A 24049-nucleotide genomic window follows, 5' to 3' on the forward strand; every position below is an offset into this window, starting at 1 on the left:
TCGCGAAGCGACGCGACGACGAAGGAGGAGCGCCCTTTACAGGCCGGCCCGACACGGAAGGACCATGGGACTGACGGGAAACCCCCCGCGCCCTCTCTGATTCCGCCCAGTGAAGGTCCCGCCAATTGCCGCCCCCGCCGAACGGTTCAGGCCCCGCGCGCCGAGATGCTGATGGCCCGCCCGCGCGGCGGCAAAGCTCCCTACCCGCCCCCCGCCGCCAGCACCCGCCGCCGGTGCCGCGCCACCCGCTCGCGGTTGCCGCACAGTTCGCTGGAGCACCAGCGGCGGCGGTGGCCGCGGGAGGTGTCGAGGTAGACCCGGGCGCAGCCGTCGCCCGCGCAGGCGCGCAGCAGCGCGAGGTCGCCGGGGTCGGTCAGCAACTCCACGGCGTCGCGGGCGACCGCTGCGAGCAGCGCCCCGCATTCCACTCCGCCGCACAACTCCCGTACGAGGTGCCCGTCCTGGTCCCGTACGGCGCACAGCCCGGGGGGTGGTCCCGCGGCCAGGGCGTTGACCCGGGCGAGGGCGGCCTCTTCCGGTTCGGTCCCGTCGAGTTCGGCCCGTACGAGTGCCTCCACGTCCCGGCGCAGGGTCTGGAAGGCCGCCACCCAGTCGGGGCCGACGCGGGCAAGCGGCGTCCGGTCGGGGACGAGGCCGGCTCCGGCGAGCCATGTGCGCAGCTCGTCGCCGTCTCGGATGCGCTCAGTGGCCACCAGGTCCAGGCAGACCCGCCCTGAGTCGAACCGCATGCGCGTCACCGCCTCGCGTCGTGGGGCGTGCCACCAGATTGCCGCCCGGCGCGCGCATGCGGAAGCCCCCGAACCGGTACCGGTCCCGCGCAGCGGCAACCCGGCGCGCCCCCGGGGCTACCGGGCCGGCGGGTCGTCGTGCAGCAGCCGCTGGAAGAGGCGGTGGTCGCGCCAGGCCCCGTTGATGTGGAGGTAGCGCGGCGCGAGGCCGTACTCCTCGAAGCCGGACTTCCGCAGCACCGCCTGCGAGGCGAAGTTGTCGACCAGCGTCCCCGCCTCCACCCGGTGCAGCCCCACCTCCTCGCGGGCGACCCGCAGGACCTCCGCCAGCGCGGCCGTCGCCAGCCCCTTCCCGTGCCAGGCCGTGTCGACCCAGTAGCCGACCCCGCCGCTGCACAGCGGCCCGAGTGCGATGGACCCCAGGTTGATCGCGCCGACCACCGCACCGCCGGCCGTCTCGACGAGCACCCACGGGACCAGCCGCCCCCCGTCCCGGTCGGCGAGCAGGTCCTCGATGCGGGCCCGCTGACCCGCCTCGGTGTAGTAGGCCTCCGGCCTGATCGGCTCGTACGCCCGCATGTACTCCCGGTTGCGCGCGAACGCCTCGGCCAGCGCGGCGGCGTCGCCGAGCTCGAGGCCCCTCATCTCCACCCCGTCAGTGATCATCCGGCCACGCTAGCCCACACCGGTCAACCCAGCGGCACGTCCCCGTACTTGACCTCCCCGCCCGCGTCCAGCGACAGCCGGTACCCCCGCTTGACCACCGTCTGGATCAGCTTCGGCGCCCCCAGCGCCACCCGCAGCCGGGCCATCGCCGTCTCCACGGCGTGTTCGTCGCGGCCCGCCCCCGGCAGTGCCCGCAGCAGTTCGGCCCGCGAGACCACCCACCCCGGCCGCCGCGCCAGCGTCCGCAGCAGGGCCATCCCGGCGGGCGGTACGGGCCGCAGTTCCGCGTCGACGAGCACCGCGTGCCCGCGGACCTCGAGCCGGTGCCCCGCCACCGGCAGGACCTTCGCCCGGCCCGGCAGCTCCTGGCAGAGCAGCTGGACCAGCGGGCCCAGCCGGAAGCGCTCCGGCTGCACGGTGTCCACCCCGTGCGCCTGCAGCGGCAGCGCGGTCACCGGCCCCACGCACGCGGACAGCACCCCGCCCCGCAGCGACTCCAGCAGGGATTCCCGTACGCCCCGCTCCTCCGCGCGGGACAGCAGGGAGGCCGCTGCCGGGGCGGAGGTGAAGCTGACCGCGTCGATCCCGCCGCCGATCACCGCGTCCAGCAGCCGGTCCAGCGGCGCCAGGTCTTCCGGGGCCATCCACCGGTACACGGGGACGACCACCACCTCGGCCCCGCCGGCCCGCAGCGCCTCGACGAAGCCGGGCAGCGGTTCCCCGTGCAGCTGGAGCGCGATCCGCCGCCCGGCGACTCCGGCGGCGAGGAGCCGTTCCAGTACCTCGGCGAGGGACTCCGAGTCCGGGGACCAGGTCTCCACGAGCCCGGCGGCCCGGATGGCCCCCTTCACCTTCGGCCCGCGCGCCAGCAGTTCGGCGGCCCGCAGCCGCTCCAGCAGCTCCTCGCCGATCCCCCACCCGTCGGCGGCCTCGATCCAGCCGCGGAAGCCGATGGCGGTGGTGGCGACCACGACGTCCGGCGCGCAGCCGATGAGTTCCTTCGTGGCGGCGAGCAGTTCGCTGTCGTCGGCCAGCGGCACGATCCGCAGCGCCGGCGCGTGCACGACGGCGGCCCCGCGGCGGCGCAGCAGGGCGATGAGTTCGTCCGCCCGCCGGGCCGCGGTGACTCCGACGGTGAAGCCCGCGAGGGGGCCGGTGGTGGTGTCGTCCATCGTGACCTGCCTTGCTGACGCGTGCGGGGGGCGGTACGGGTGGACCGAGCCTGCCAAGGTGGCGTGTCAGGCTCGGTTCACCCGTATTTCGCCCCGGTTACACCGACGTGAGCTGCGGTTTCGCCTCGACCCCGGCCGTCGGGAGCACCGCGGCCGCCGGCCGGCGAAGGTATACCGCCCAGGTCACCGCGCAGCACACGGCGTAGAAGCCGAGGAAGGTGACGAAGGCCGCCGTGCCCGATCCGGAGCTGAGGAACGCCTCCCGGAAGACCAGGTTGATGCCGAGCCCGCCGAGCGCGCCGACCGCCCCGATCAGCCCCATGGAGGCCCCGGAGAGCCGTCGCCCGTAGGCGGCCGCGGCCTCGCCGCTCATGCCGCGGGCCAGCGCCTTGGCCTGGAAGATGCCCGGGATCATCTTGTAGGTCGATCCGTTGCCGAGCCCGCTGAGGACGAACAGCGCCACGAAGCCGACGAGGAACACCGCCAGCGAGTGCCGCTGCGAGGCGAAGACCACCACGCCGGTCGCCGCCGCCATGGCCACGAAGGTCCCCAGGGTGATCCGCGCCCCGCCGAACCGGTCCGCGAGGGCACCGCCCACCGGCCGGATCAGCGAGCCGAGCAGCGGTCCGATGAAGGTCAGCGAGGCGGCCTGGAGGGGGGTGCGCCCGAACTGGGTCTGGAGCACGAGCCCGAAGGCGAAGCTGTAGCCGATGAACGAGCCGAAGGTGCCGATGTAGAGGAAGGACATGATCCAGGTGTGGGCGTCCTTGACGGCCTCGCGGACCGCGCCCGTGTCGTTGCGCACGGGTGCCAGGTTGTCCATCCGTACGGCCGCCAGCACCGCCGCGATCACGATGAGCGGGATGTAGGCGGCCAGCAGGATCCGCGGTTCCGTGGCGCCGGCGGTGGCGATGACCAGCAGTCCGGCCAGCTGCACCACGGGCACGCCGATGTTGCCGCCGCCGGCGTTCAGGCCGAGCGCCCAGCCCTTCTTGCGCAGCGGGAAGAAGGCGTTGATGTTCGTCATCGACGAGGCGAAGTTGCCGCCGCCCACCCCGGTGAGGGCCGCGACGAGCAGGAAGGTCCCGTACGAGGTCCCGGGCTCCATGACCACCAGTGCGGCCACCGTCGGCGCGAGCAGCAGCAGCGCGCTGAAGACCGTCCAGTTCCGGCCGCCGAAGCGGGCGACGGCGAAGGTGTACGGCACCCGTACGAGCGCGCCGACGAAGGTGGCGGTGGCGATCAGGAAGAACTTCCCGGCCGGGTCGATCCCGTACTTGGGGCTCATGAAGAGGACCATCACGGACCAGAGCGTCCAGATGGAGAAGCCGATGTGCTCGGAGAGCACGGAGTAGACCAGGTTGCGGCGGGCGACCCGCTCGCCGGTCTCCTTCCAGAAGGTCTCGTCCTCGGGATCCCACTGCTCGATCCAGCGGCCTCCCCTGCGCGGTGCGGTCGTACCGGTCATCACACGCCTCCACAGCTGTCGCGTCCGTGGTGACGACCGTAGGAACGGCGCGTTTCGGCCCCGGTCCCCGCCGGATGACCGCCGGGAAACCTTGCTCTCACCCACCGCCGGGGCCGGGTGTGAGCCCCTTCGGCAGTCGGCTGCCGGGAGGGGGAACCAGCCACCCGCCGTCGGCGGCGAGGCCGGCGGCCGCCGCGCGCAGGGCGTCCAGCCCGGGATGGGTGAAGCCCCTCCTCCACACCATGGACAGCGGCGACAGCGGCACCGGATCGGTCAGCGGCCGCTTCACGCACTGCGGCATGTCGAGGAAGCCGACGGCCACCAGCACCGGGTTGCGGGTCTTGGCCATGACCCGCAGGAACTCCTCCTTGCCGATGGCCACCGGCGCGGGCGGCGCCACCTCGATGCCCCGCCCGGCGAACAGCTCGCGCGCCAGCCCGGTCCACTCGACGGTCCGCGGGTTCCCGGCGCCCGCGTACACGGTCTCCCCGGCCAGCGCGTCCAGCGGTACGGATTCCAGCGCGGCCAGCGGGTGGTCCTCGGGCAGCAGCACGGCGAGCGGCTCGTACCGTACGGGCGCCACCGCGAGCCGCGCCCGCAGTGCGGGGTCGAGCCCTTCGGCGTACCCGAAGGAGACGTCGAGCCGCCCGGCGACGACCTCGGCGGCGGCGTAGGTGAGCCCGCTCTCGAAGCGGGCCATCAGCTCGCAGTCCGGGGCGAGTTCGCGGGCCCGCTCCAGCACGGTCCGGGGGGTGCAGGGCCCGTCGGTGTTGAGGTCGACGAGGAGGGCGCGGGGTGCGGTGAAGGCGGCGGCCAGCTCCTCGTGCGCGGCCAGCACCCGCCGCGCCAGCGGCAGCAGCCGCTCGCCGTCGGCGGAAAGCTCGACGGCGCGGGTGGTCCGTACGAACAAGGCCGCGCCCAGGGTCTGTTCGAGCCGGCGGATGTCCCTGCTGAGTGCCTGCTGGGCGACGTACAGGCGGGCGGCGGCGCGCGTGAAGTGGAGCTCCTCGGCGACGGCGACGAACCCGCGCAGCAGGCGGGGTTCCACATCACGGGGTATCACTCGTGGAGACTAACAACACGAAGGCGTGAATGGGCTCCGAACAGGTGTTGGACCACGGCGCGGGCCCGGCCCGAGGCTTGACCCATGCCCGCCACCACCGCCACCACCGCCCGCTCCCCCCGGATGACCGTCACCGGCACCACCCTCGTCATCGCCGCCCCGGCGCGCACTCCGGTACCCGCCCGGACCAGGCGGCCGCGCGGGCCGTACCGCCGCCTGTTCGCCCTCCCCGGCACCCGCGGCTTCACCGCCGGGAACCTCATCGCCCGGCTCCCCATGGGCATGTTCGGGGTCAGCGCGGTCATGATGATCGCCGGCCAGCGCGGCTCGTACGCCCTCGCCGGCGCGGTCACCGCGACCGGCCTGGCCGCGACCGCGCTGGTGGCGCCCTGGACCGCCCGGCTCGTCGACCGCCACGGGCAGGCCCGGATCGCCCTCCCGGCCGCGCTGATCGCCGTCCTCGGCTCGCTCAGCCTGGTCGTGTGCGTCCGTACGGAGGCCCCGGCCTGGACCCTCTTCGCCTCCTACGCCGCGACCGCGACCACCCCGAACATCGGCGGCCTGTCCCGCGCCCGCTGGACGCACCTGCTGCGCGGCGACCCGGCCGCCCACCACACGGCGATGTCCTTCGAGCAGGCCGCCGACGAGCTGTCCTTCATGCTCGGCCCGGTCCTCGCGGCCTTCCTCTGCACCACCGCCTTCCCCGAGGCGGGCACCCTCGCCGGGGCGGCCCTGCTCCTCATTGGCATGGTGGTCTTCACCCTCCAGCGCTCCACGGAGCCCCCGGTGACGGCGGCGCCCCGGCGCGGCTCCCCCGTGCGCGCCCTGGCGCCGCTGCTGCTCCTGTTCCTGGCCCTCGGCACGGTCTTCGGCTCGATGGAGGTCGCCTCCATCGCCCACCTCGACGAGCTCGGGCTGGGCGCGGCCTCCGGCCTGGTGCTGGCCCTCCAGGCGGCGGGCTCCTGCGCGGCCGGCCTGCTCTACGGCACGCTGCGCCCCCGCTCGCTGCGGACCTGCGTGATCGCGCTGGCGCTGCTGATGACCCTGCCGTGGGCGGCGGCGAACACCGGTTCCCTGGCCGCCCTTTGCGTGGCCCTGCTCCTCGCCGGGATGGCCACGGCCCCGACGATGGTCACCGCGATGTCCCGGGTGCACGCCCGCACCCCCGAAGGGCGCCTCAACGAGGGCATGACCCTCGCCGTCACCGCCATTTTCGCCGGTATCGCCGCCGGTTCGGCGTGCGCGGGCCTGACGGTCGACCACGCCGGCCCGGTGGTGGCGTACGTACTGCCCGCGGGGGCCGCGCTGGCGGCCCTTGCGGTGGCGGCGAAAGGGCGGGCGATCAATCGTATTTGATCCGGCGGGCGGGTGATCGTGCCCGCGTGGTACGCACCGGCGCCGCTCATGATCGGCAATAACTGGGATGTCTTCCCCCAACGCCCTTCCCTGTGCGGAGGAACACCCCTTGCTGTCTGCTTCCCGCTCCGTTTCGTCGGCCCTGATCGTCGCGGCCGTCACCGCGACCGCTCTGGTACCGGCCGTGCCGGCCCTGGCCGACTCGTCGAACATCCGGTTCTCCCAGCCGTACGTCCCCTCGATCGCCCCCGGCATGACGGGCCGCGTCGTCATCGCGGCCCAGGGCGGCTCGCAGCCGGCCCTCAGCAGCACCTTCCGGATCACCGCCCCGGAACGGACCACCTTCCCGGAGGCCCGCTTCTACTGGGACGGCAAGCGCGCGGCCACCACGTGTACGCGATCCGCCGACGCACGCCAGCTGACCTGCAACGCCGCCACCCGCGCGGGCTTCCGCTTCGCGGCGAACGCGCAGACCCAGCTCGGCGTGACCGTACGGGTCGACAAGAACGCCCCGCAGGGCACCACCCTGGTCGGCGGCGAATGGGCGGCCGGCACCGACGCCCCCGCCGCACTGTTCGCCGTCGCCACCCCGGTGGCGGGCCCGAAGGGCGACAAGGGCGACGACGGACACGACGGGCACCACGGCCACGACGGAAGGCCCGGCCACCACGGCAAGCCCGGCAAGCCCGGCCCCAAGGGCGACAAGGGCGACAAGGGCGACCAGGGCCCCGCCGGCCCGCAGGGCCCGCAAGGCCCGGCCGGCCCCGGCGGACCCGCCGGACCCCAGGGCCCGCAGGGCAACCCCGGCCCCGCCGGAGGCCCCCCGGGACCGCAGGGCCCGCAAGGCCCGCAGGGCAACCCCGGACCGGCCGGCCCCCAGGGCCCGCAGGGCAACCAGGGCAACCCCGGCCCCGCCGGCCCGCAGGGACCGCAGGGCAACCCCGGCCCGGCCGGAGGCCCCCCGGGACCCCAGGGACCGCAGGGAGTCCCCGGCCCCCAGGGCCCGCAGGGCACCCCGGGCAACGCCGGACCGGCCGGCCCGCGGGGACCGGAAGGACCGCAGGGCCCGGCCGGAGGCCCCCAGGGCCCGCAGGGACCGCAAGGCCCCCAGGGACCGCAAGGACCCCAGGGCCCCGCGGGCGGTCCCCCCGGACCGCAGGGCCCGCAGGGTCCCCAGGGCCCGCAAGGCCCGCAGGGCCCCAAGGGCGAGAAGGGTGACAAGGGCAAGAAGGGCCGCCCCGGCAAGCCCGGTCCGCAGGGCCCCCAGGGACCGCAGGGACCCCAGGGCCCCAAGGGCCCGAAGGGCGACACCGGCAAGCCCGGCCACTGCAAGAAGTGCGGCGGCCACCACCACGACCACGGCAAGCCCAAGCCCCCGAAGCACACGCACAAGTCGAAGGCCAAGATCGTCAAGCCGGGCAAGAGCCTGGGCGTCCGCTCGGGTCCCGGCACCAAGTACGGGAAGGTCGGCAAGATCGGCAGCGGCGCGGTGGTCAACGTGCAGTGCAAGGTCAAGGGTCAGAGCGTCGACGGCAATGCGATCTGGTACAAGCTCGCCGACGGCTCCGGCTGGATCACGGCCCGCTACGCGCTGAACCTCAACAAGGTTTCGTACTGCTCCTGACGCCCCTCCCCGCATGACGAAGGCCCCGCGGCCGCCATCCGGCCGCGGGGCCTTTGCGTAGTCGAGTCGTACCACTTTCCGGTACCTACCCTGTACCATGAACCCGTACAACTCAGAGAGGAGTGGGCGCCATGTCCATAAGCGCCAGCGAAGCCAGGGCAACCCTGTTCCCCCTGATCGAGCGGGTCAACACCGACCACGCCCCGGTGCGCATCACCTCCAAGAGCGGTGACGCCGTCCTCATGTCCGCCGACGACTACGACTCGTGGCAGGAGACCGTCTATCTCCTGCGCTCCCCCGCCAACGCCCAGCGCTTGATGGAGGCTGTCGCGCGCGACCGTGAAGGGGCGTCCGCCGTCGCCAAGACCCTGGACGAGCTGAGGGAGTTGTCCGGGGGCGAGGAATGAGGAGCGTTCACTTCGACCCCGCCGCCTGGGAGGACTTCCTGTTCTGGCTTTCTTCGGACCTGAAGATGGCTCGCAGGATCACCCGCCTGATCGGCGAGATCCAGCGCGACCCGTTCACCGGGATCGGGAAGCCCGAGCCGCTGAAGGGCGAGCTGTCGGGTTACTGGTCCCGCCGGATCGACGACGAGCACCGCCTCGTGTACCGGGCAGACGAGAAAGAAGTGAAGATCCTCAAGGCCCGCTACCGCTACTGACATGACAAAGGCCCCGCAGCCGAGAGGCTGCGGGGCCTTTGCCCACATGGGATGAGTGGAGATGGCGGGAATCGAACCCGCGTCCAACGGTGCAGAAGCAGGGCTTCTCCGAGCGCATTCCGCTGCGCTTTTCTCAGCCCCGGAGATCACACGGACAAGTCTCCGACGGGCTCAGTCACTGTTTGATTTCCCTCCAACCCCCGTGACCGGGGCTAGAGGTTTAGATCCCTAATTGACGCCAGGATCCGGACCGGGACCACTTCCGGGCTGACGCTCCTCACAGAGGCTTCAGCTCACTGTTATTAGGCAGCGAGGGTGAAGCGGGAGTTATCGCTCTTGGAGTTGGCGATTATTTTTTGCGACATATGGTTTACGAGATCATTGCCGCTTCCTCGGCTCGCTTCCCCTGCATCGACATCCGCTGTCGAAACCGATCATCCCCATGTTGATTTTTCAAACTGCTCCACCCCTGTGAGGTGGTGCTGACGCCATCCTACGCGAAGTGGACCACCGTGTGCCAGGAGGTTAAACGGTGCCCCGCTGCTTGCGGCGGATCGCCGAGATCGCGCGGTTCGTCTCGCGGGTGTCCTGCTTCTCGCGGAGCGTCTGGCGCTTGTCGTACTCCTTCTTGCCCTTCGCCAGGGCGATCTCCACCTTCGCCCGGCCGTCCTTGAAGTACAGGGTCAGCGGCACGACCGTGTGACCCGCCTCGTCCGCCTTGCGCGCCAGCTTGTCGATCTCCTCGCGGTGCATGAGGAGCTTGCGCTTGCGCCGGGCGCTGTGGTTGGTCCAGGTGCCCTGGCTGTACTCCGGCACGTGGACGTTGTAGAGCCACGCCTCGTTGCTCTCCACCGACACGAAGCCGTCGACCAGCGAGGCCCGGCCCTGGCGCAGGGACTTGACCTCGGTGCCCGTGAGTACGAGACCGCACTCGTAGGTGTCGAGGATCGTGTAGTCGTGCCGCGCCTTCTTGTTCTGGGCGATCAGCTTGCGCCCTTTTTCCTTAGCCATAGTGCGGTCATTTTCGCACTACCGACCCACCCCGAGGCCACCCAATACCGCGACGGCCCGCTCCTCCGCCCGCTCGCCCGCCGCCAGGTCCGGGGTGATCCCGCTGCCGTCCAGGCTGCGGCCCCCCGGCGTGCGGTAGGTGCCGACCGTCAGTTCGGCGACCGAGCCGTCGGGGAGTTCCGTCGGCATCTGCACCGAGCCCTTGCCGAAGGTGCGGCTGCCGACCGCCACCGCCCGGCCGCGGTCCTGGAGGGCGCCCGTCACCAGTTCGGCCGCGCTCATCGTGCCGCCGTCCACGAGGGCCACCAGCGGCCGGGTCGTGTCGCCGCCCGGGGTCGCGTAGAGGGCGCGCTGGTCTCCGCGTACGTCGTACGTGGCCACGAGCCCGCCGTCCAGGAAGGCGGAGGCGGCCGTCACCGCCTCGGTGACCAGTCCGCCGGGGTTGCCCCGCAGGTCGAGCATGACTCCGGCGCCGGGCGGGGCGGCGCGGACGGCGGCCTTGACCTGGTCGCCGGAGCCGCGGGTGAAGGAGGCCACCTTGATGACCGTGATGCCGCCGGGGAGCTCGCGCACGGTCACCGGCTCGGTGCGCAGCTGCTCGCGGCGGACCGTCTCGGTGAGGTCGGCGCCGTCGCGGGTCAGGTTCAGTACGACGGGGGTGCCGGCCTCGCCGCGCAGCAGGGAGATCACGTCGGCGACGGCCAGGCCGGTGACGGCGTGCCCGTCGACGCTCAGCAGCCGGTCCCCGGCGCGCAGGCCGGCCCGGGCGGCGGGGCTGTCGGGCTCGACCTTGTCGACCTGGATCCGGCCGTCGCGGGCCCGCTTGGCCCACAGGCCGACGCCGGTCCAGCGGCCGTCGAGGCCCTCGGCGAAGGCGGCGTACTCGCCCTGGTCGTAGACGGTGCCCCAGCGGTCGCCGCTGCGGCTGACCACCTCCTGGGCGGCGTTCTTGCCGGACTTGCCCTCGGCGACGGCCTCGGCGACGGCGCGGGCCACGGCCTCCCGGTCGGCGGTGCCCGTGGCACGGGGCGGTTCGGGGGCGTCCGCCACGAGTGCGGCGGCGGCGCTCTCCCCGCGGTCCCAGCAGCCCGTGCCCACGGCGGCGGTGACGGACGCGAGGAAGACCAGCGTCAAAACGGCCCCGCGACGTGCGTCGCGGGGCCGGAGACAGAAGGCGGGAATACTCGGCAAGCCCGGCATGGCGCCGAGTCTAGGACAAGCCCCGCTGCGGTACGGATGGTTGGCCGGACCGCTCGCGGGGCGCTTGTCACACCTTCAGGTACTTGCGCAGAGCCACGAACGCGGCCATGGAGGGCATCAGCAGGCCGATGAAGAGGACGTACGGGAGCTTGCCGAGCACCGAGGTCCAGCCGAGGAAGTCGATGAGCTGGATCTTGTCGCGCAGGTTCACACCGTGGTCGATCACGAAGTACTGGCCGGAGGCGAGCATCGCGCAGGCGAAGAGCGCGCCGACGAGCCCGGCGACGGCGGCCTCCATGATGAAGGGGACCTGGATGTAGAAGCTGGACGCGCCGACCAGCCGCATGATCCCGGTCTCCCGCCTGCGGCTGAAGGCGGAGACGCGCACGGTGTTGACGATCAGCAGCAGCGCCACGACCAGCATGATCAGCATGATGGCGAGCGCGGCGATGTTGAGGTAGTTCAGGATCCGGAACAGGTCGTCGATGGCCTGGCGCTGGTCGTCGACGGTGTGGATGCCGTCGCGGCCGGCGAAGGCGGAGGTGACGACCTTGTACTTCTCCGGGTTCTTCAGCTTGACCCGGAAGGACTCCTGCATCTGGTCCGGGGTGATGGAGGAGGCGAGTGCCGTGTTGCCGAAGCGCTCCTGGTAGTGCTTGAAGGCCTCGTCCGCCGATTCGTAGGCGACGGACTTCACCAGGGGCATCTGCTTGAGCTCGGCCTCGATCTGCCTCTTCTGCTCATCGGTCACCGCGCCCTTGCGGCAGGTGGCGACGCCCGTGGAGCCCGCGGCCGAACCGTCGGGCTTGGCGGCGGCCTCGCTGGCCTCCTGGGCGTCCTGCTTGTTGCAGAGGTAGATCGAGACGTTGGCCTTGTCGTACCAGTAGCCCTTCATCTTGGTCACCTGCTCGCGCATGAGCAGGGAGCTGCCGAAGAGGGCCAGCGAGAGGGCCACGGAGATGATGACCGCGAAGGTCATGGTGAGATTGCGACGGAGGCCGACGCCGATCTCCGACATGACGAACTGGGCGCGCATGACGTCTCAAGGGCCTTTCAGTGCTGGTAGCCGTAGACGCCGCGCGACTGGTCGCGTACGAGTCGGCCCTGTTCGAGTTCGATGACGCGCTTGCGCATCTGGTCCACGATCTGCTGGTCGTGCGTGGCCATGATCACGGTGGTGCCGGTCCGGTTGATCCGGTCCAGCAGCTTCATGATCCCGACGGAGGTCTGGGGGTCGAGGTTGCCGGTGGGCTCGTCCGCGATGAGCAGGGCGGGCCGGTTGACGAAGGCGCGGGCGATGGCCACGCGCTGCTGCTCACCGCCGGAGAGCTCGCCGGGCATCCGGTCCTCCTTGCCGCCGAGCCCCACGAGCTCGAGGACCTGGGGGACGGCCTTGCGGATCTCGCCGCGCGGCTTGCCGATGACCTCCTGGGCGAAGGCGACGTTCTCGGCCACCGTCTTGTTCGGGAGCAGGCGGAAGTCCTGGAAGACGGTCCCCAGCTGGCGGCGCATCTGCGGCACCTTCCAGTTGGAGAGCTTGGCGAGGTCCTTCCCCAGGACGTGCACCTGGCCGTGGCTCGCCCGCTCCTCGCGCAGGATGAGCCGCAGGAAGGTGGACTTGCCGGAGCCGGAGGAGCCGACGAGGAAGACGAACTCGCCCTTCGCGATGTCGAGGGAGACTTCTCTGAGTGCGGGACGGCTCTGCTTCGGGTAGGACTTGGAGACGCTGTCGAATCGGATCACGGGTGCACCACGGTCGCCGGGAGTAGGTGTGCGTGACCATACGCGAACGAGTGCGAGGTGTGGACCCGGCTACCGGAGTTGCCCGATATGTCCCCGGGTCCGGGGGGCCTGTGACCGCGATTGCCCGGACGGGCCGCGCCGAATGTCGGCGAAGCTGGCACAGTGGTAGGGGGAACGGAGTGGTTCCCCGTGCCGTTGTACATGAGTAAGAGGACCAAGGGGACGAGAGGAGGAGCGCATGACATATGACCGGCTCGTGTGCGCGAACTGCGCCGCGCCCGTCAGCCAGGGCCGCTGCCCGGTGTGCCGGGCGAACCGGGAGCGCCTCCAGCAGCAGGAGGGCCCCTTCTCCGGCCTGAATCCCGTGACGCTCATCGTGCTCATGGTGATCCTCGTGGCGGCGCTCGTCCTGGTGGCGCAGCAGACCGCGTAGGCGTACCGATCACATGCCGTGAACATCGAGAAGGGCCCGGCCACCACAGGTGTCCGGGCCCTTCTCGATGTCTGTCCTACGCGGTCTGCTCCTGCTGCTTGCGCCAGCGGATACCGGCCTCCAGGAAGCCGTCGATCTCGCCGTCGAGCACCGCCTGCGGGTTGCCGACCTCGAACTCCGTCCGCAGGTCCTTGACCATCTGGTACGGGTGCAGGACGTAGGAGCGCATCTGGTTGCCCCAGGAGCTGCCGCCGTCCTTGAGGGCGTCCATCTTGGCCTGCTCCTCCTGGCGGCGCCGCTCGAGCAGCTTGGCCTGGAGGACGTTCATGGCGCTGGCCTTGTTCTGGATCTGCGAGCGCTCGTTCTGGCAGGACACCACGATCCCGGTCGGGAGGTGCGTGATGCGCACGGCCGAGTCGGTGGTGTTGACGCCCTGGCCGCCGGGGCCGGAGGCGCGGTACACGTCGATGCGCAGCTCGCCCTCGTCGATCTCGACGTGGTCGCTGGACTCGACGACCGGCAGCACCTCGACGCCCGCGAAGGAGGTCTGGCGGCGGCCCTGGTTGTCGAAGGGCGAGATGCGCACGAGGCGGTGCGTGCCCTGCTCGACGGAGAGGGTGCCGTAGGCGTAGGGGGCCTTGACGACGAAGGTGGTCGACTTGATGCCGGCCTCTTCCGCGTACGAGGTCTCGTAGACCTCGGTCGGGTAGCCGTGCCGCTCGGCCCAGCGCAGGTACATGCGCTGGAGGCGCTCGGCGAAGTCGGAGGCGTCGACGCCTCCGGCCTCCGCGCGGATGTTGACCAGGGCCTCGCGCTCGGCGTACTCGCCGGAGAGCAGGGTCCGGACCTCCATCTCGTCCAGCGCCTTGCGCACGGACGTCAGCTCGGCTTCCGCCTCCGCCAGGGTGTCCGCGTCGTCCATTTCCTGGGCGAGCTCGAAGAGCACCGCGAGGTCGTCGATGCGGCCGCGCAGGGTCTCGGTCTTGCGGACCTCCGCCTGGAGGTGCGAAAGCTTGCTCGTGATCTTCTGAGCGGCCTCCGGGTCGTCCCACAGGGACGGCGCGGCGGCCTGCTCCTCGAGCACGGCGATTTCTGCCCTCAGCTTGTCGAGGTCCAGGACGGCCTCGATCGACCCCATGGTCGAGGAGAGGGACTTCAGCTCTTCGGAAACATCGACGACTGCCACGGGTCCAGCGTAGCCGGTCCGCGGACGAGGCCGTCCGGGCAGGCCGAATCACCCGTACTGATGGCGGCTCGTACGGGCGTACGCTCAGCGTATGACCGTTCTCCTCGTCAAGCGCCGCCATGTGGACCACATGCGTGTCACCACGACGAGCTGTCTGCCGCCGGACCTGTTCCAAGCCTGATCCACCCCGATCCGACTTGGTCCTGTACGCGGCCCAGCGGTCCCGGCGCCATCCCTGCCGGCGGACCTCCCACCCGCGGCCCCCGCCACCTGAAGGGGAACAGGACCCCGTGACATCCGAAACGGAGCCGTCATGCCGTCCGCGCACACCTCGAACTCCTCGACCTCCTCCCTGCCCGTCCTGGACCTCTCCCAGGCCGACGACCCGGCCCAGCGGCCCGAGTTCCTCAAGCAGCTGCACGCAGCGGCCAGGGACACCGGGTTCCTGCACCTGACCGGGCACGGCGTCACCGCCGCCGAGAGCGCCCGCATCCTGGATCTGACCAGGGCTTTCTTCGCCCTCCCGGAGGCCGACCGGCTCGCCGTGAGCAACCTCAACTCCCCGCACTTCCGCGGCTACACCCGGATCGGCCACGAGCTGACCGGCGGCGCCTCCGACTGGCGGGACCAGCTGGACGTCGGCGCGGAGCGGCCCGCGCCGGTGCTGGGGCCGGGCGACCCGGCGTACCTGTGGCTGGAGGGCCCGAACCAGTGGCCGGCCGCGCTCCCGGAGCTCCGCACGGTGGTCCTGGAGTGGCAGTCCCGGCTCGCGGCGGTGGCCCACCGGCTGCTCAAGGAGCTCCTCGCCTCGATCGGAGCCCCGGCGGACTTCTTCGACGCGGCCTTCGCGGACCGCCCCCACCTGCACACGAAGCTGATCCGCTACCCCGGGTCGGCGCCGTCGGGCGCCGATCAGGGGGTCGGCGCGCACAAGGACTACGGCTTCCTCACCCTGCTCCTCCAGGACTCGGTGGGCGGCCTCCAGGTGGTCCGGGACGGGGGCTACCTCGACGTCCCGCCGCTCCCGGGGGCCTTCGTGGTCAACCTGGGCGAGCTGCTGGAGATCGCCACGGAGGGCTACCTGACGGCGACGGACCACCGGGTGGTCAGCCCGCCGGGCTCGCTGGAGCGCTACTCGGTGCCGTTCTTCTACAACCCGCGTCTGGACGCCGTGATCGACACGGTGCCGGGCGAGTACCTGCGGTCGGCGCCGGGCGTCCTGCACGACGCGTCGAACCCGCTGCACGCGGAGTACGGCCGCAACGAGCTGAAGGGCTGGGTCCGGGCCCACCCGGCCGTGGCGCGGCGCTGGCACCCGGAACTGGTCGTCCCGGCGTAGCCCCCGCCTGCCGGGCCGGGGCCGGGCGGTGCGGCTGCGCCGGGCCGCCTGGGCTCCGCCCAGACCCGCTCCTCAAACGCCGGAGGGGCTGGATGTGGCTGATGCCGTCAGCCAGGCGAGGCTGGATTGCCCGCAGGGCAATTCCAGCCCGCCCGGCGCTTGAGGGCATCGTCGCGCCGAAGCGGCCGCGTGCGGGGCGGACCCGCCGCACCCTCCGGCCTCGCCGGCGTTTGAGGCGCGGGGTCCGGGGCGGAGCCCCGGCAGCGGCGGCGCACGGCTATGGGGTGCGGGGGCCCGACTGCTTGTTGTCCTGCGGGGGCGCCGCGTCGTCCGAGACGGCGAGCCACGTGCCCAGGCCGACCACGGCGGTCAGCGCCACGGCCGCACCCGACAGCGCCAGCCGGCGCTTGCGCGCGGCCTCCGCGCGGTGGCGGGCCGAGCCCGGCCGGTGGCCGCCGGCCGGGCGGGGGACGCGGGCCGTGCCCAGCGCGCCGCCCGCCAGCTCGTCCGGGCCCGGCACCCGCATGGAGGTGTGGGTGTCCCGGTTGGAGTCGGTGGAGGAGCCCGGCACCAGCGGGACCACGCCCCGCCGCCGCACCGGATCGGCGGCGGCCGCGGACGGCTCCTCCGCGGGGTCCGGATCCGGATCGGCGTCGTCCGGCTCGTCCACGTCCAGCGGCGGCATCCCGGCCAGCAGCGGCAGCAGGTCCCGCAGGCGGACCGACAGCTCCGAGGCGCGCAGCCGGGACGCGGGGGCCTTCGCCAGGCACTGCACGATCAGCTGCCACAGCTCGTCGGGGATCCCCGGCAGGGGGACGACGGTCTCCGTGACGTGCCGCCGCAGCACCGCGCCCGGGTGGCCCCCGCCGAAGGGGGTGAAACCGGCCAGCAGCTCGTACAGGACCGTGGCCAGGGCGTATATGTCGACGGCCGCCCGCGGGGGCAGGCCCTCGACGATCTCCGGGGCCAGGTAGTCCGGCGTGCCGATGATCCGGGTGGTGGGGGCCGACGTCCGGACCCCGGCGGCCCGCCGCGGCGAGTCGATCAGCTTGGCCACGCCGAAGTCGGTCAGCAGCGCCGGATGCGCGCCGCCCGGCCCGAGCGGGCCCTGCATGTCGAGGAGGACGTTCTCCGGCTTGACGTCCCGGTGGACGACCCCCGCCGCGTGCGCCGCGGCCAGCGCGTCGGCGACGTCCGCGACGATCGCCACGGCCGCCTCGGGGGCGAGCCGCCGCTCACGGTCGAGGCGCGTGCGCAGGTCCGTACCCCGTACGAGGTCCATGACGAGGGCGAGGTCGTTGCCGTCGACGACGAGGTCGCGGACGCAGACCACGTGCGGATGCTCCAGACCGAGCAGCGCGCTGCGCTCCTGGACGAACCGCCCGACCAGTTCCTGGTCGGAGGCGAGGTCCTCGCGCAGCAGTTTGACGGCGACGGGCCCGTCAGGCCCCTCGCCCAGCCACACCGTGCCCGCGCTGCCGCGCCCCAGGATCTGGTGCGCGGTGTACCGGCTGCCGATCTTCCGTGCCACGACTGCTCCCTCAGCGGCTGGCGTACGCACCAAAGCTACGCGGCCGGGTGCGCCTTGGAGGCCAGCAGGGGCCCTGATTCGCGGTGACCTTCACTTCTGCGGGCGAAAACACGTCCCAGAAGTCGACAAATCCACGAACTCAGCGCTACAGGGCTCCGTTTCAGGGCTGGGTGGAGCCCGTCGCGTCCCCGATGGCGCTCACCCAGTCGACGATCTCGGAGCCCCAGGTCCACAGCTGGTCCCACCAGCCCCGGCCGGTGCCGACCCACTCCTGGAGCGGGGTGAACGTCCAGATGAGCCAGCCCGCGACGAAGAACATCAGGACCAGCACCAGGCAGCCCTTGAGGCAGCCGAGGCCGGGGATCCGCACCGGGTTGGCGCTCCGGCGGCGCGGCTCGCGCGGCTCCCGGGGGGCCTGCGGCGGCGGAGCCTGCGGGGGCTGCTGCTGCGGCTGGCGGTACTGGGGCTGCTGCGGCGGCTGCGGCTGCTGGTACGGCTGGGGCTGGTGCTGCTGCGGCTGGTAGTGCTGCGGCGGCGGGGGCGCGTACTGCTGGTGCTGCGGCTGCTGCGGCTGCCGGTACTGGGGAGGCTGCTGCGGCGGCGGGCCCTGCCGGTACGGCTGCTGCTGCGGGGGCTGCTGGGGCCGGTGCTGCGGCGGCGGGGGCGCCTGGCGCTGCGGGCGGCGGCGCAGGGGGTCCTCGCTCGGGTCGAGGTACTGCATCTGCGTCTGCTCGTTGCGGTCGCGGGCGGCCTGCAGCTGCGACTGCCACGGGTGCGGCGAGTCCGGCCGCTGCACCGGCGGCATCACGGAGGTCGGGTCTGCGCCCGGGCCCCCCGTGTTGGGCAGCACCGTGGTCGCGTCGGCCGCGCCGACCGGCGGCATGACGGAGGTCATGGCGTTCGGGTCGTACGCGCCCATGGGCGCGCCCGCACCGGCGCCGCCTGGCAGCACCTGCGTGGCGTCGGCGGCGCCCGGGGTCTCGGGGACCGGCGCCGGGGAGGGGTCGGGGGCGAGCAGCGCGCCGACGCCGAGCGCGGCCTCCACCTCGGCGGCCGAGGAGTGCACGCCGATGCCGGAGGCGACCACGCGCAGCGCGCGGGCCAGGCTGACGGCGCTGGGGCGCTCGTTCGGCTCCTTGCGCAGGCAGCGCTCGACGACCGTCCACAGCGGTTCGGGCACGGTCGAGGGACGCTGCGGGTCCTCGCTGAGGTGGCGGTGGAGCACTTCGAGGGCGGTGCCGCCGGCGAACGGCGGACGGCCGGTGAGCAGCTCGTAGAGCAGGATGCCGGCGCCGTAGATGTCGACGGCGGAGGTCTGCGGGCGGCCCTCGGCGGACTCGGGGGCGACGTAGGCGGGGGTGCCGACGAACTCGTGGGTGCGGGTCAGGCCCGGGGAGTCCGCGAGGCGGGCGATGCCGAAGTCGGTGAGCATCGGCTTCATCTGGCCGCCGCGCTCGTCGAGCAGCACGTTGGCGGGCTTCAGGTCGCGGTGGACGACGCCGTCGGCGTGGCTGGCGGCGAGCGCGTCCGCGATCTGGGCGGTCAGCAGGCTCGCGGCGACCGGGCTGAACGGGCCGTTCTCGCGGAGGTACTTGTGCAGGTCCGGGCCGTCGATCAGGTCCATGACGAGGGCGAGGAGATCGCCCTCGACGACGAGGTCGCGGGTGCGGACGATGTTGGGGTGGGTCAGGCGCAGCAGGACGGAGCGCTCGCGCAGGAAGCGCATGACGATGTCCGCGTCCTGGGCCAGCTCCTCCTTGAGGACCTTGATGGCCACGGTCTCGCCGGGCTGGCCGGCCACGGCCGCCTCGGCGCCGGCGGTCTCCCTCTGGCGGGCACGCCAGACAGTGCCCGTGGCGCCGCGCCCGAGCGGCTCCTCGAGCAGGTACTTGCTGCCGACTGGCCGCACGTCTCGCGCTCCCTGCTGCTGTGTGTATCGATCGGTTTTCCGGCCCACTCTAGGGGGTGTCCCTGTGGAAGACGCGGGTCGCCGGAGGTTGGTTGCCGCACGTATGTACGAAGGGTGGCGTTCCGGGCGTATGCCCCTGGCGCTTTTTGATCCGGATTCCGCGAGGTCCGGCACGTCCGCTGATCGATCAAGATCACTTGTCGGCGGGTGCTGGGCGTGTTGTCCGCGGCAGGTGCGAGGATGCACACGTACGGAAGGCACGGGACGGGAGCCCCGCCTTCCTGCAGACCTGACCGGACGACGCGTGCGTCCGCGCCGGGTGGGGGGCGACGACCGGGCAGCCATGCCCGTCCCGTCATTCCCCCTGCCGGGCGCCACATCGCGCCCACCGCGCAGAAGGGACCGCTGACGGCGATGCAGATCCGGCTGACCGTCCTCGGGTCGCGCAGCGGCCACCAGACCGCGAGCGCCCCAGCCAGCTGTGACGTGCTCGTCACCGCGCCCGTCGGCACCGTGCTGGCCGCGGTCGCCTCCGGGCTCGCGGCGACCGTCGGCGGACCCGACACCGGGGGCACGGTCGTGCTGTACGCCGGTGCGGAGCGGCTCGACCTCCAGCGGCGGGTGCTGGGCGAGCCGCCGCTCGTCGACGGGGCGGTGCTGGCGCTGAACGTGCCGGTGCCGGACGTGCTGCCGGAGGAGGGCCTCGGCGCCCCGCAGCTGCACGTGGTGGCCGGACCCGACGCGGGCGGCGTGCACCTGCTGCACAGCGGGCAGATCCGCGTGGGCCGCTCGGCCGACGCCGACGTGCCGCTGGACGACCCCGACGTGTCGCGGCTGCACTGCGCGGTGACGGTGCTGCCCGACGGGCGGGTGGCGGTGGCCGACCTGGACTCCACGAACGGCACCACGCTGGACGGCGCCCCGGTGGGCCCGCAGCCGGTCGCCCTGCCGCCGGGCTCGCTCCTGCGGGTCGGCGAGTCCACCCTCCGCCTCTCCCCGGCGGGCGCGGCCCCCCGCCCCACCACCCCGGACCTGGAGGGCCACCTCTCCCTGTCGGCCCAGGTGACGGGCCCTGACGCGGACGGACGGCCGGGCCCGGGCGGCACGCCCACCGGCCCCGGCGGGACCGCCACGCCCCCCGGGGCGCACCCCGGAACCCCCGGCACGACGCCGGACACCCCCGGCACGGCCGTACCCGGGCCGCACGGCCCCGGCGGGGCACCCGCCTCCGGCGGCCCGGCAGGCGCCTCCGGCGCGGTCGGATGGCCGGGCGCGGGCGGCACGCCGACCGGCCCCGGCGGGACGCCGGACGAGTACCCCCACGCGCAGCCCCCCGGGAGGGCGCGGCGGAAGGGGATCGGGGCCTGGGCGCGGAAGTGGGTGCGCGGGGAGGACCTCGCCGAGGCTCCGCCCGAGCCGGTTCCGGCCGTCGCCGTCGCCCCCGACGCCGACGACCCCGCCGCACTGCTGCTCGCAGCACTCGGCCCCACCGAGCGCCTGTGGTCGCGTACGCCCGGCGACCCGCGCCTGCTGGAGGTCGGGCTCGGCGCCGGCAGCCGGATGTCCCTGACCTCCGTCGGGGGCCTCGGCGTGGCCGGCCCGCGGGCCCGGCTGGCCGGGGTCGCCCGCTGGCTGGTCGCGCAGGCCGCCGCCCTGCACGCACCCGGGCAGCTGGAGATCGTGCTGCTGAGCACGGACCGCGCCCGCGGCCTCGCCGACCGCCGCCGCGACTGGGGCTGGCTCGGCTGGCTGCCCCACGTACGCCCCGCGCACGGCCAGGACTGCCGGCTCCTCTTCGCGTACGACCGCGACCAGGCCGCCGCACGCACCGGCGAGCTGACCCGGCGGCTGGACGACGGACCCCTCGGCACGCACTGGGCTGCCGCCGATGCCGACCAGGTCCGGCGGGCCGCCGCCGTGTACCAGGGCCCGTACACCCTGCTCGTCCTCGACGGCGATCCCGGCGCGGGCCCGCTCCGCGACCTCACCGGGCGGCTCGCCTCGCACGGCCCGGCCGCCGGGATCCACGTCCTGGCGCTCGCCGAGGCCCCGGCCGCCACCCCCGCCTCCCCGGTCACCGACACGTACGAGGCGGCCTGCGCGAGCTCCCCCGCCTTCCGGGACTGCGGCGCGGTCGCCCTGCTCAGCGGGGACGTGGCCACGGCCGTCCGGACCTTCACGGTCACCGGCGGCCGCCCGGTGCCCACCGGCGGCACCGCCACCGCCGACGCCGTCTCCGCCGCCTGGGCCGAACGCTTCGCCCGCGCGCTGGCCCCCCTGCGCACCACCGAGGGCTCCGCGGAAGCCGGCGCCTACCGCCCGGCCGCCGCCGCGCTGCCCGCCACCGCGCGGCTGCTGGACGAGCTGGGGCTGGCCCGGGCCACCCCGGCCTCCCTGATGGCCCGCTGGGCCGCCGCCACCGACCAGGGGCAGGGCGTGGGCGGCCTGGCCGAGATCGTGCTCGGCAGCGGCCGGCGCGGGGCAGTCGGCGCCGAACTCGTCCACGACGGCCCGCACCTGCTCATCGAGGGGCCGGCCGGGAGCGGCCGCACGGAGCTGCTGCGTTCGGTGGCGGCCTCGCTGTCGGCGGCGGCCCGCCCGGACCGGCTCGGCCTGGTCCTGCTCGACGGGGCGGGCGGCGAGCGCGGCGACGGCCTGCTGCCCTGCACCGAGCTCCCGCACGTCTCCGCCCACCTGGTGGCCTCCGATCCGCTGCGCATGCGGGAGTTCGCGCAGGCGCTGGGCGCCGAGCTCAAGCGCCGCGCCGAGCTGCTGGACGGCGTGCCGTTCGCCGAGTGGCACTCCGGCCGGGAGCTCGCCGACCGGATGGTGTCGCCCCGCCAGCCCACCGCGGGCGAGCTGCGCGGCGACCTCGACCCGCTGCGCTCGGGCACGCTGCGGCTGCGCTCCTCCGCGACCCGTACCGATCCGGCGGGGCCCAGTCCGCTGCCGCGGCTGGTGGTGCTGGTGGACGACTTCGACGCGCTGGTCGCGCCGGGGCTCGGGGCCACGGGCCGGCCCGCCGCCGGTTCGGTGGTCCGGGCGCTGGAGGCGGTGGCCCGCGAGGGCGCCCGGCTCGGCGTGCACATGGTGGCGACGAGCGCCCGTCCGGACCGTACGGCCGACACCCTCCTCGCCCGTCTGACGACCCTGCGGGTGGAGTTGGACGCCCCCGACCAGCCGGGCCCGGGCCGCGGCCTGCTGCGGCACGCGGACGGGCGGACGGTGCCCTTCCAGGCGGGCCGGGTCACCGGGCGGATCCCCCGGACGGCGACCCTGCGGCCCACTGTGGTCCCGGTGGAGTGGGAGCGGATGGGCGACCCGCCGGCCCGCCGCCCGGTGCGCGAGCTGGGCAACGGCCCGACCGACCTCGCCCTGCTGGCCAGCGCCCTGGACCGGGCCTCGCACCTGGTCTCGGCCGTACCGGTGCTCTTCCCGCCCTCGCCGTAGAAGTGGGCGCGCGCCCCGCGAGGCGGTATTGCGCGGGGCGCGCGGGTCGGCGTAGACCTTGTGGTCCGGGACACACCACGTGCACACACGGGCATCGGGGGCAGAACCATGCGCAAGCACGGAACGGGCCGTACGACACTCACTTGGGCCGCACTGGCCGCGGCGGGCGCGCTCGTGCTCAGCGCCTGCGGCGACGACGGCAAGGGCAAGTCCGCCACGGACGAGGTGTCGAAGGCGCCCCAGGGCGGTTCGGCCGCCCCGCGGGTGGAGTTACCGAAGCTGACCGGCGAGAAGCTGGAGGTCGCGGCGGTCTGGACGGGCCCGGAGCAGGAGAACTTCACCAAGGTCCTGAAGGAGTTCGAGAAGCGGACGGGTGCCTCGGTCACCTTCGTCCCGGCGCAGGACCCGATCGTCACCTTCCTCGGTACGAAGATCGCGGGCGGGGCCCCGCCGGACGTGGCGCTGCTCCCGCAGGTCGGGGCGCTGGTCTCGGCGGTGCAGAACAAGTGGGCGCAGCCGGTGGGCGCGGAGGCCCAGGCCCAGCTCGACGCGAACTACTCGGCGGGCTGGAAGAAGCTCGGCGCGGTCGACGGCACCCAGTACGGCGTGTACTACAAGGCCGCCAACAAGTCGCTGATCTGGTACAACGCGAAGGCCTTCGAGGCGGCGGGCGTGCAGCCGCCGAAGACGTGGAAGGACCTCATCACGGCGGCCGACACCCTCTCCGCCTCCGGCACCCCGGCGGTTTCCGTGGCCGGCGCGGACGGCTGGACCCTCACCGACTGGTTCGAGAACGTCTACCTCTCGCAGGCGGGCCCGGAGAAGTACGACCAGTTGGCCAAGCATCAGATCAAGTGGACGGACGACAGCGTCAAGCAGGCGCTGACCACCCTGGCCGAGCTGTTCGGGCGCAAGGACTTCCTGGCGGGCGGGCCGACCGGGGCCCTGTCGACGGAGTTCCCGAAGTCGGTGACCCAGACCTTCACGGGCGGGGACCGGCCGGCGGCCGCGATGGTCTACGAGGGCGACTTCGTGGCGGTGAACATCGCGCAGACGGAGGCGAAGGTGGGCAAGGACGCCCTCGTCTTCCCCTTCCCGGCGGTCGGCGCGAAGGCGCCGGTGGTCTCGGGCGGTGACGTGGCGGTCGCGCTGAAGCCGTCGAAGGGCGCGCAGGCGCTGCTGACCTTCCTGGCCTCGGCGGACGCGGCGGAGATCCAGGCCCGCGAGGGCGGTTTCGTCTCCCCGAACAAGGCGGTCAGCCCCTCCGCCTACCCCAACGACATCCAGCGGGACATCGCGAAGGCGCTGATCGCGGCGGGTGACGACTTCCGCTTCGACATGTCGGACCAGGCCCCGTCGGCCTTCGGCGGGACCCCGGGCGCGGGTGAGTGGAAGGCCCTCCAGGACTTCCTGGCGAACCCGTCGGACGTGGCGGGCACCCAGGCGAAACTGGAGGCGGACGCCGCCAAGGCCTACGGGAACTGATCC

Annotated in this window: 20 protein-coding genes and 1 other RNA gene; 8 read left to right on the top strand and 13 right to left on the bottom strand. The window is 73.3% G+C overall.

Annotation, left to right across the window (positions count from 1 at the left end; all coding sequences use genetic code 11):
- Window positions 1–200: 200 nt before the first annotated feature.
- From AB0O21_RS33415 to AB0O21_RS33435, 5 genes are all read right to left on the bottom strand, one after another.
- Window positions 201–749, bottom strand: a complete 549-nt coding sequence (locus AB0O21_RS33415; RefSeq protein WP_365177362.1) for a CGNR zinc finger domain-containing protein — start codon at window positions 747–749, stop codon at window positions 201–203.
- 117 nt (window positions 750–866) lie between these two features.
- Window positions 867–1415 carry a GNAT family protein gene (locus tag AB0O21_RS33420; RefSeq protein WP_365177365.1) on the bottom strand — a complete coding sequence of 183 codons (549 nt, stop codon included), beginning with the start codon at window positions 1413–1415 and terminating at the stop codon, window positions 867–869.
- Window positions 1416–1438: 23 nt separating this feature from the next.
- On the bottom strand, window positions 1439–2587 hold the full coding sequence (locus AB0O21_RS33425) for a uroporphyrinogen-III synthase (RefSeq protein ID WP_365177368.1): 1149 nt from the start codon (window positions 2585–2587) through the stop codon (window positions 1439–1441).
- Between the two features lie 97 nt (window positions 2588–2684).
- Window positions 2685–4055: a nitrate/nitrite transporter gene (locus tag AB0O21_RS33430; protein WP_365177371.1), complete on the bottom strand. Its 1371-nt coding sequence runs from the start codon at window positions 4053–4055 to the stop codon at window positions 2685–2687.
- Between the two features lie 97 nt (window positions 4056–4152).
- Window positions 4153–5118 carry a LysR family transcriptional regulator gene (locus AB0O21_RS33435; RefSeq protein ID WP_365177374.1) on the bottom strand — a complete coding sequence of 322 codons (966 nt, stop codon included), beginning with the start codon at window positions 5116–5118 and terminating at the stop codon, window positions 4153–4155.
- 84 nt (window positions 5119–5202) lie between these two features.
- Here AB0O21_RS33435 and AB0O21_RS33440 point away from each other — a divergent pair, with 84 nt between their 5' ends.
- From AB0O21_RS33440 to AB0O21_RS33455, 4 genes are all read left to right on the top strand, one after another.
- A complete protein-coding gene (locus tag AB0O21_RS33440; protein WP_365177377.1) occupies window positions 5203–6474 on the top strand; it encodes an MFS transporter in 1272 nt (423 codons plus the stop codon).
- 109 nt (window positions 6475–6583) lie between these two features.
- The gene (locus tag AB0O21_RS33445; protein ID WP_365177380.1) at window positions 6584–8098 is read left to right on the top strand and encodes an SH3 domain-containing protein; all 1515 of its coding nucleotides are present in this window, start codon (window positions 6584–6586) and stop codon (window positions 8096–8098) included.
- A gap of 131 nt (window positions 8099–8229) precedes the next feature.
- Window positions 8230–8505: a type II toxin-antitoxin system prevent-host-death family antitoxin gene (locus AB0O21_RS33450; RefSeq protein ID WP_365177382.1), complete on the top strand. Its 276-nt coding sequence runs from the start codon at window positions 8230–8232 to the stop codon at window positions 8503–8505.
- Window positions 8502–8759 carry a Txe/YoeB family addiction module toxin gene (locus tag AB0O21_RS33455; protein ID WP_365177385.1) on the top strand — a complete coding sequence of 86 codons (258 nt, stop codon included), beginning with the start codon at window positions 8502–8504 and terminating at the stop codon, window positions 8757–8759. Before AB0O21_RS33450 ends, AB0O21_RS33455 begins: the two co-directional genes overlap by 4 nt.
- 53 nt (window positions 8760–8812) lie before the next feature.
- Here the strand turns inward: AB0O21_RS33455 and ssrA are convergent.
- From ssrA to ftsE, 5 genes are all read right to left on the bottom strand, one after another.
- Window positions 8813–9201, bottom strand: a transfer-messenger RNA (tmRNA) gene (gene ssrA, locus AB0O21_RS33460).
- A gap of 83 nt (window positions 9202–9284) precedes the next feature.
- Entirely contained in the window at window positions 9285–9770 is a 486-nt protein-coding gene (gene smpB, locus AB0O21_RS33465; protein ID WP_365177388.1) for an SsrA-binding protein SmpB, read from the bottom strand.
- An 18-nt stretch (window positions 9771–9788) separates the two neighbouring features.
- The gene (locus tag AB0O21_RS33470) at window positions 9789–10970 is read right to left on the bottom strand and encodes a S41 family peptidase (RefSeq protein ID WP_365177391.1); all 1182 of its coding nucleotides are present in this window, start codon (window positions 10968–10970) and stop codon (window positions 9789–9791) included.
- 67 nt (window positions 10971–11037) lie between these two features.
- The gene (gene ftsX / locus AB0O21_RS33475; protein ID WP_365177393.1) at window positions 11038–12006 is read right to left on the bottom strand and encodes a permease-like cell division protein FtsX; all 969 of its coding nucleotides are present in this window, start codon (window positions 12004–12006) and stop codon (window positions 11038–11040) included.
- Window positions 12007–12023: 17 nt separating this feature from the next.
- Window positions 12024–12713 carry a cell division ATP-binding protein FtsE gene (gene ftsE / locus AB0O21_RS33480; protein WP_030771648.1) on the bottom strand — a complete coding sequence of 230 codons (690 nt, stop codon included), beginning with the start codon at window positions 12711–12713 and terminating at the stop codon, window positions 12024–12026.
- Between the two features lie 238 nt (window positions 12714–12951).
- Between ftsE and AB0O21_RS33485 the strand changes: the two genes are divergently transcribed.
- Window positions 12952–13146 (top strand): hypothetical protein, encoded by a 195-nt coding sequence (locus AB0O21_RS33485; protein ID WP_365177396.1) that lies wholly within the window; start codon window positions 12952–12954, stop codon window positions 13144–13146.
- A gap of 76 nt (window positions 13147–13222) precedes the next feature.
- Here AB0O21_RS33485 and prfB read toward each other — a convergent pair whose 3' ends face one another.
- Complete coding sequence (gene prfB / locus AB0O21_RS33490) at window positions 13223–14332, bottom strand: peptide chain release factor 2 (protein WP_365177399.1); 1110 nt, start codon at window positions 14330–14332, stop codon at window positions 13223–13225.
- Between the two features lie 313 nt (window positions 14333–14645).
- On the opposite strand from prfB, the gene AB0O21_RS33495 reads away from it, so the two are divergent.
- Complete coding sequence (locus AB0O21_RS33495; RefSeq protein WP_365177401.1) at window positions 14646–15671, top strand: 2-oxoglutarate and iron-dependent oxygenase domain-containing protein; 1026 nt, start codon at window positions 14646–14648, stop codon at window positions 15669–15671.
- A gap of 277 nt (window positions 15672–15948) precedes the next feature.
- Here AB0O21_RS33495 and AB0O21_RS33500 read toward each other — a convergent pair whose 3' ends face one another.
- Window positions 15949–17202 (bottom strand): serine/threonine-protein kinase, encoded by a 1254-nt coding sequence (locus tag AB0O21_RS33500; protein WP_365177404.1) that lies wholly within the window; start codon window positions 17200–17202, stop codon window positions 15949–15951.
- Window positions 17203–17362: 160 nt separating this feature from the next.
- The gene (locus AB0O21_RS33505) at window positions 17363–19111 is read right to left on the bottom strand and encodes a serine/threonine-protein kinase (protein WP_365177407.1); all 1749 of its coding nucleotides are present in this window, start codon (window positions 19109–19111) and stop codon (window positions 17363–17365) included.
- Between the two features lie 414 nt (window positions 19112–19525).
- On the opposite strand from AB0O21_RS33505, the gene AB0O21_RS33510 reads away from it, so the two are divergent.
- Together AB0O21_RS33510 and AB0O21_RS33515 are read left to right on the top strand one after the other, a co-directional pair.
- The gene (locus AB0O21_RS33510; protein WP_365177410.1) at window positions 19526–22561 is read left to right on the top strand and encodes an FHA domain-containing protein; all 3036 of its coding nucleotides are present in this window, start codon (window positions 19526–19528) and stop codon (window positions 22559–22561) included.
- Between the two features lie 108 nt (window positions 22562–22669).
- On the top strand, window positions 22670–24046 hold the full coding sequence (locus AB0O21_RS33515; RefSeq protein ID WP_365177412.1) for an ABC transporter substrate-binding protein: 1377 nt from the start codon (window positions 22670–22672) through the stop codon (window positions 24044–24046).
- The last annotated feature ends 3 nt before the right edge of the window (window positions 24047–24049 follow it).

This window comes from Streptomyces sp. NPDC091371, from assembly GCF_040684275.1.
Lineage (GTDB): Bacteria > Actinomycetota > Actinomycetes > Streptomycetales > Streptomycetaceae > Streptomyces.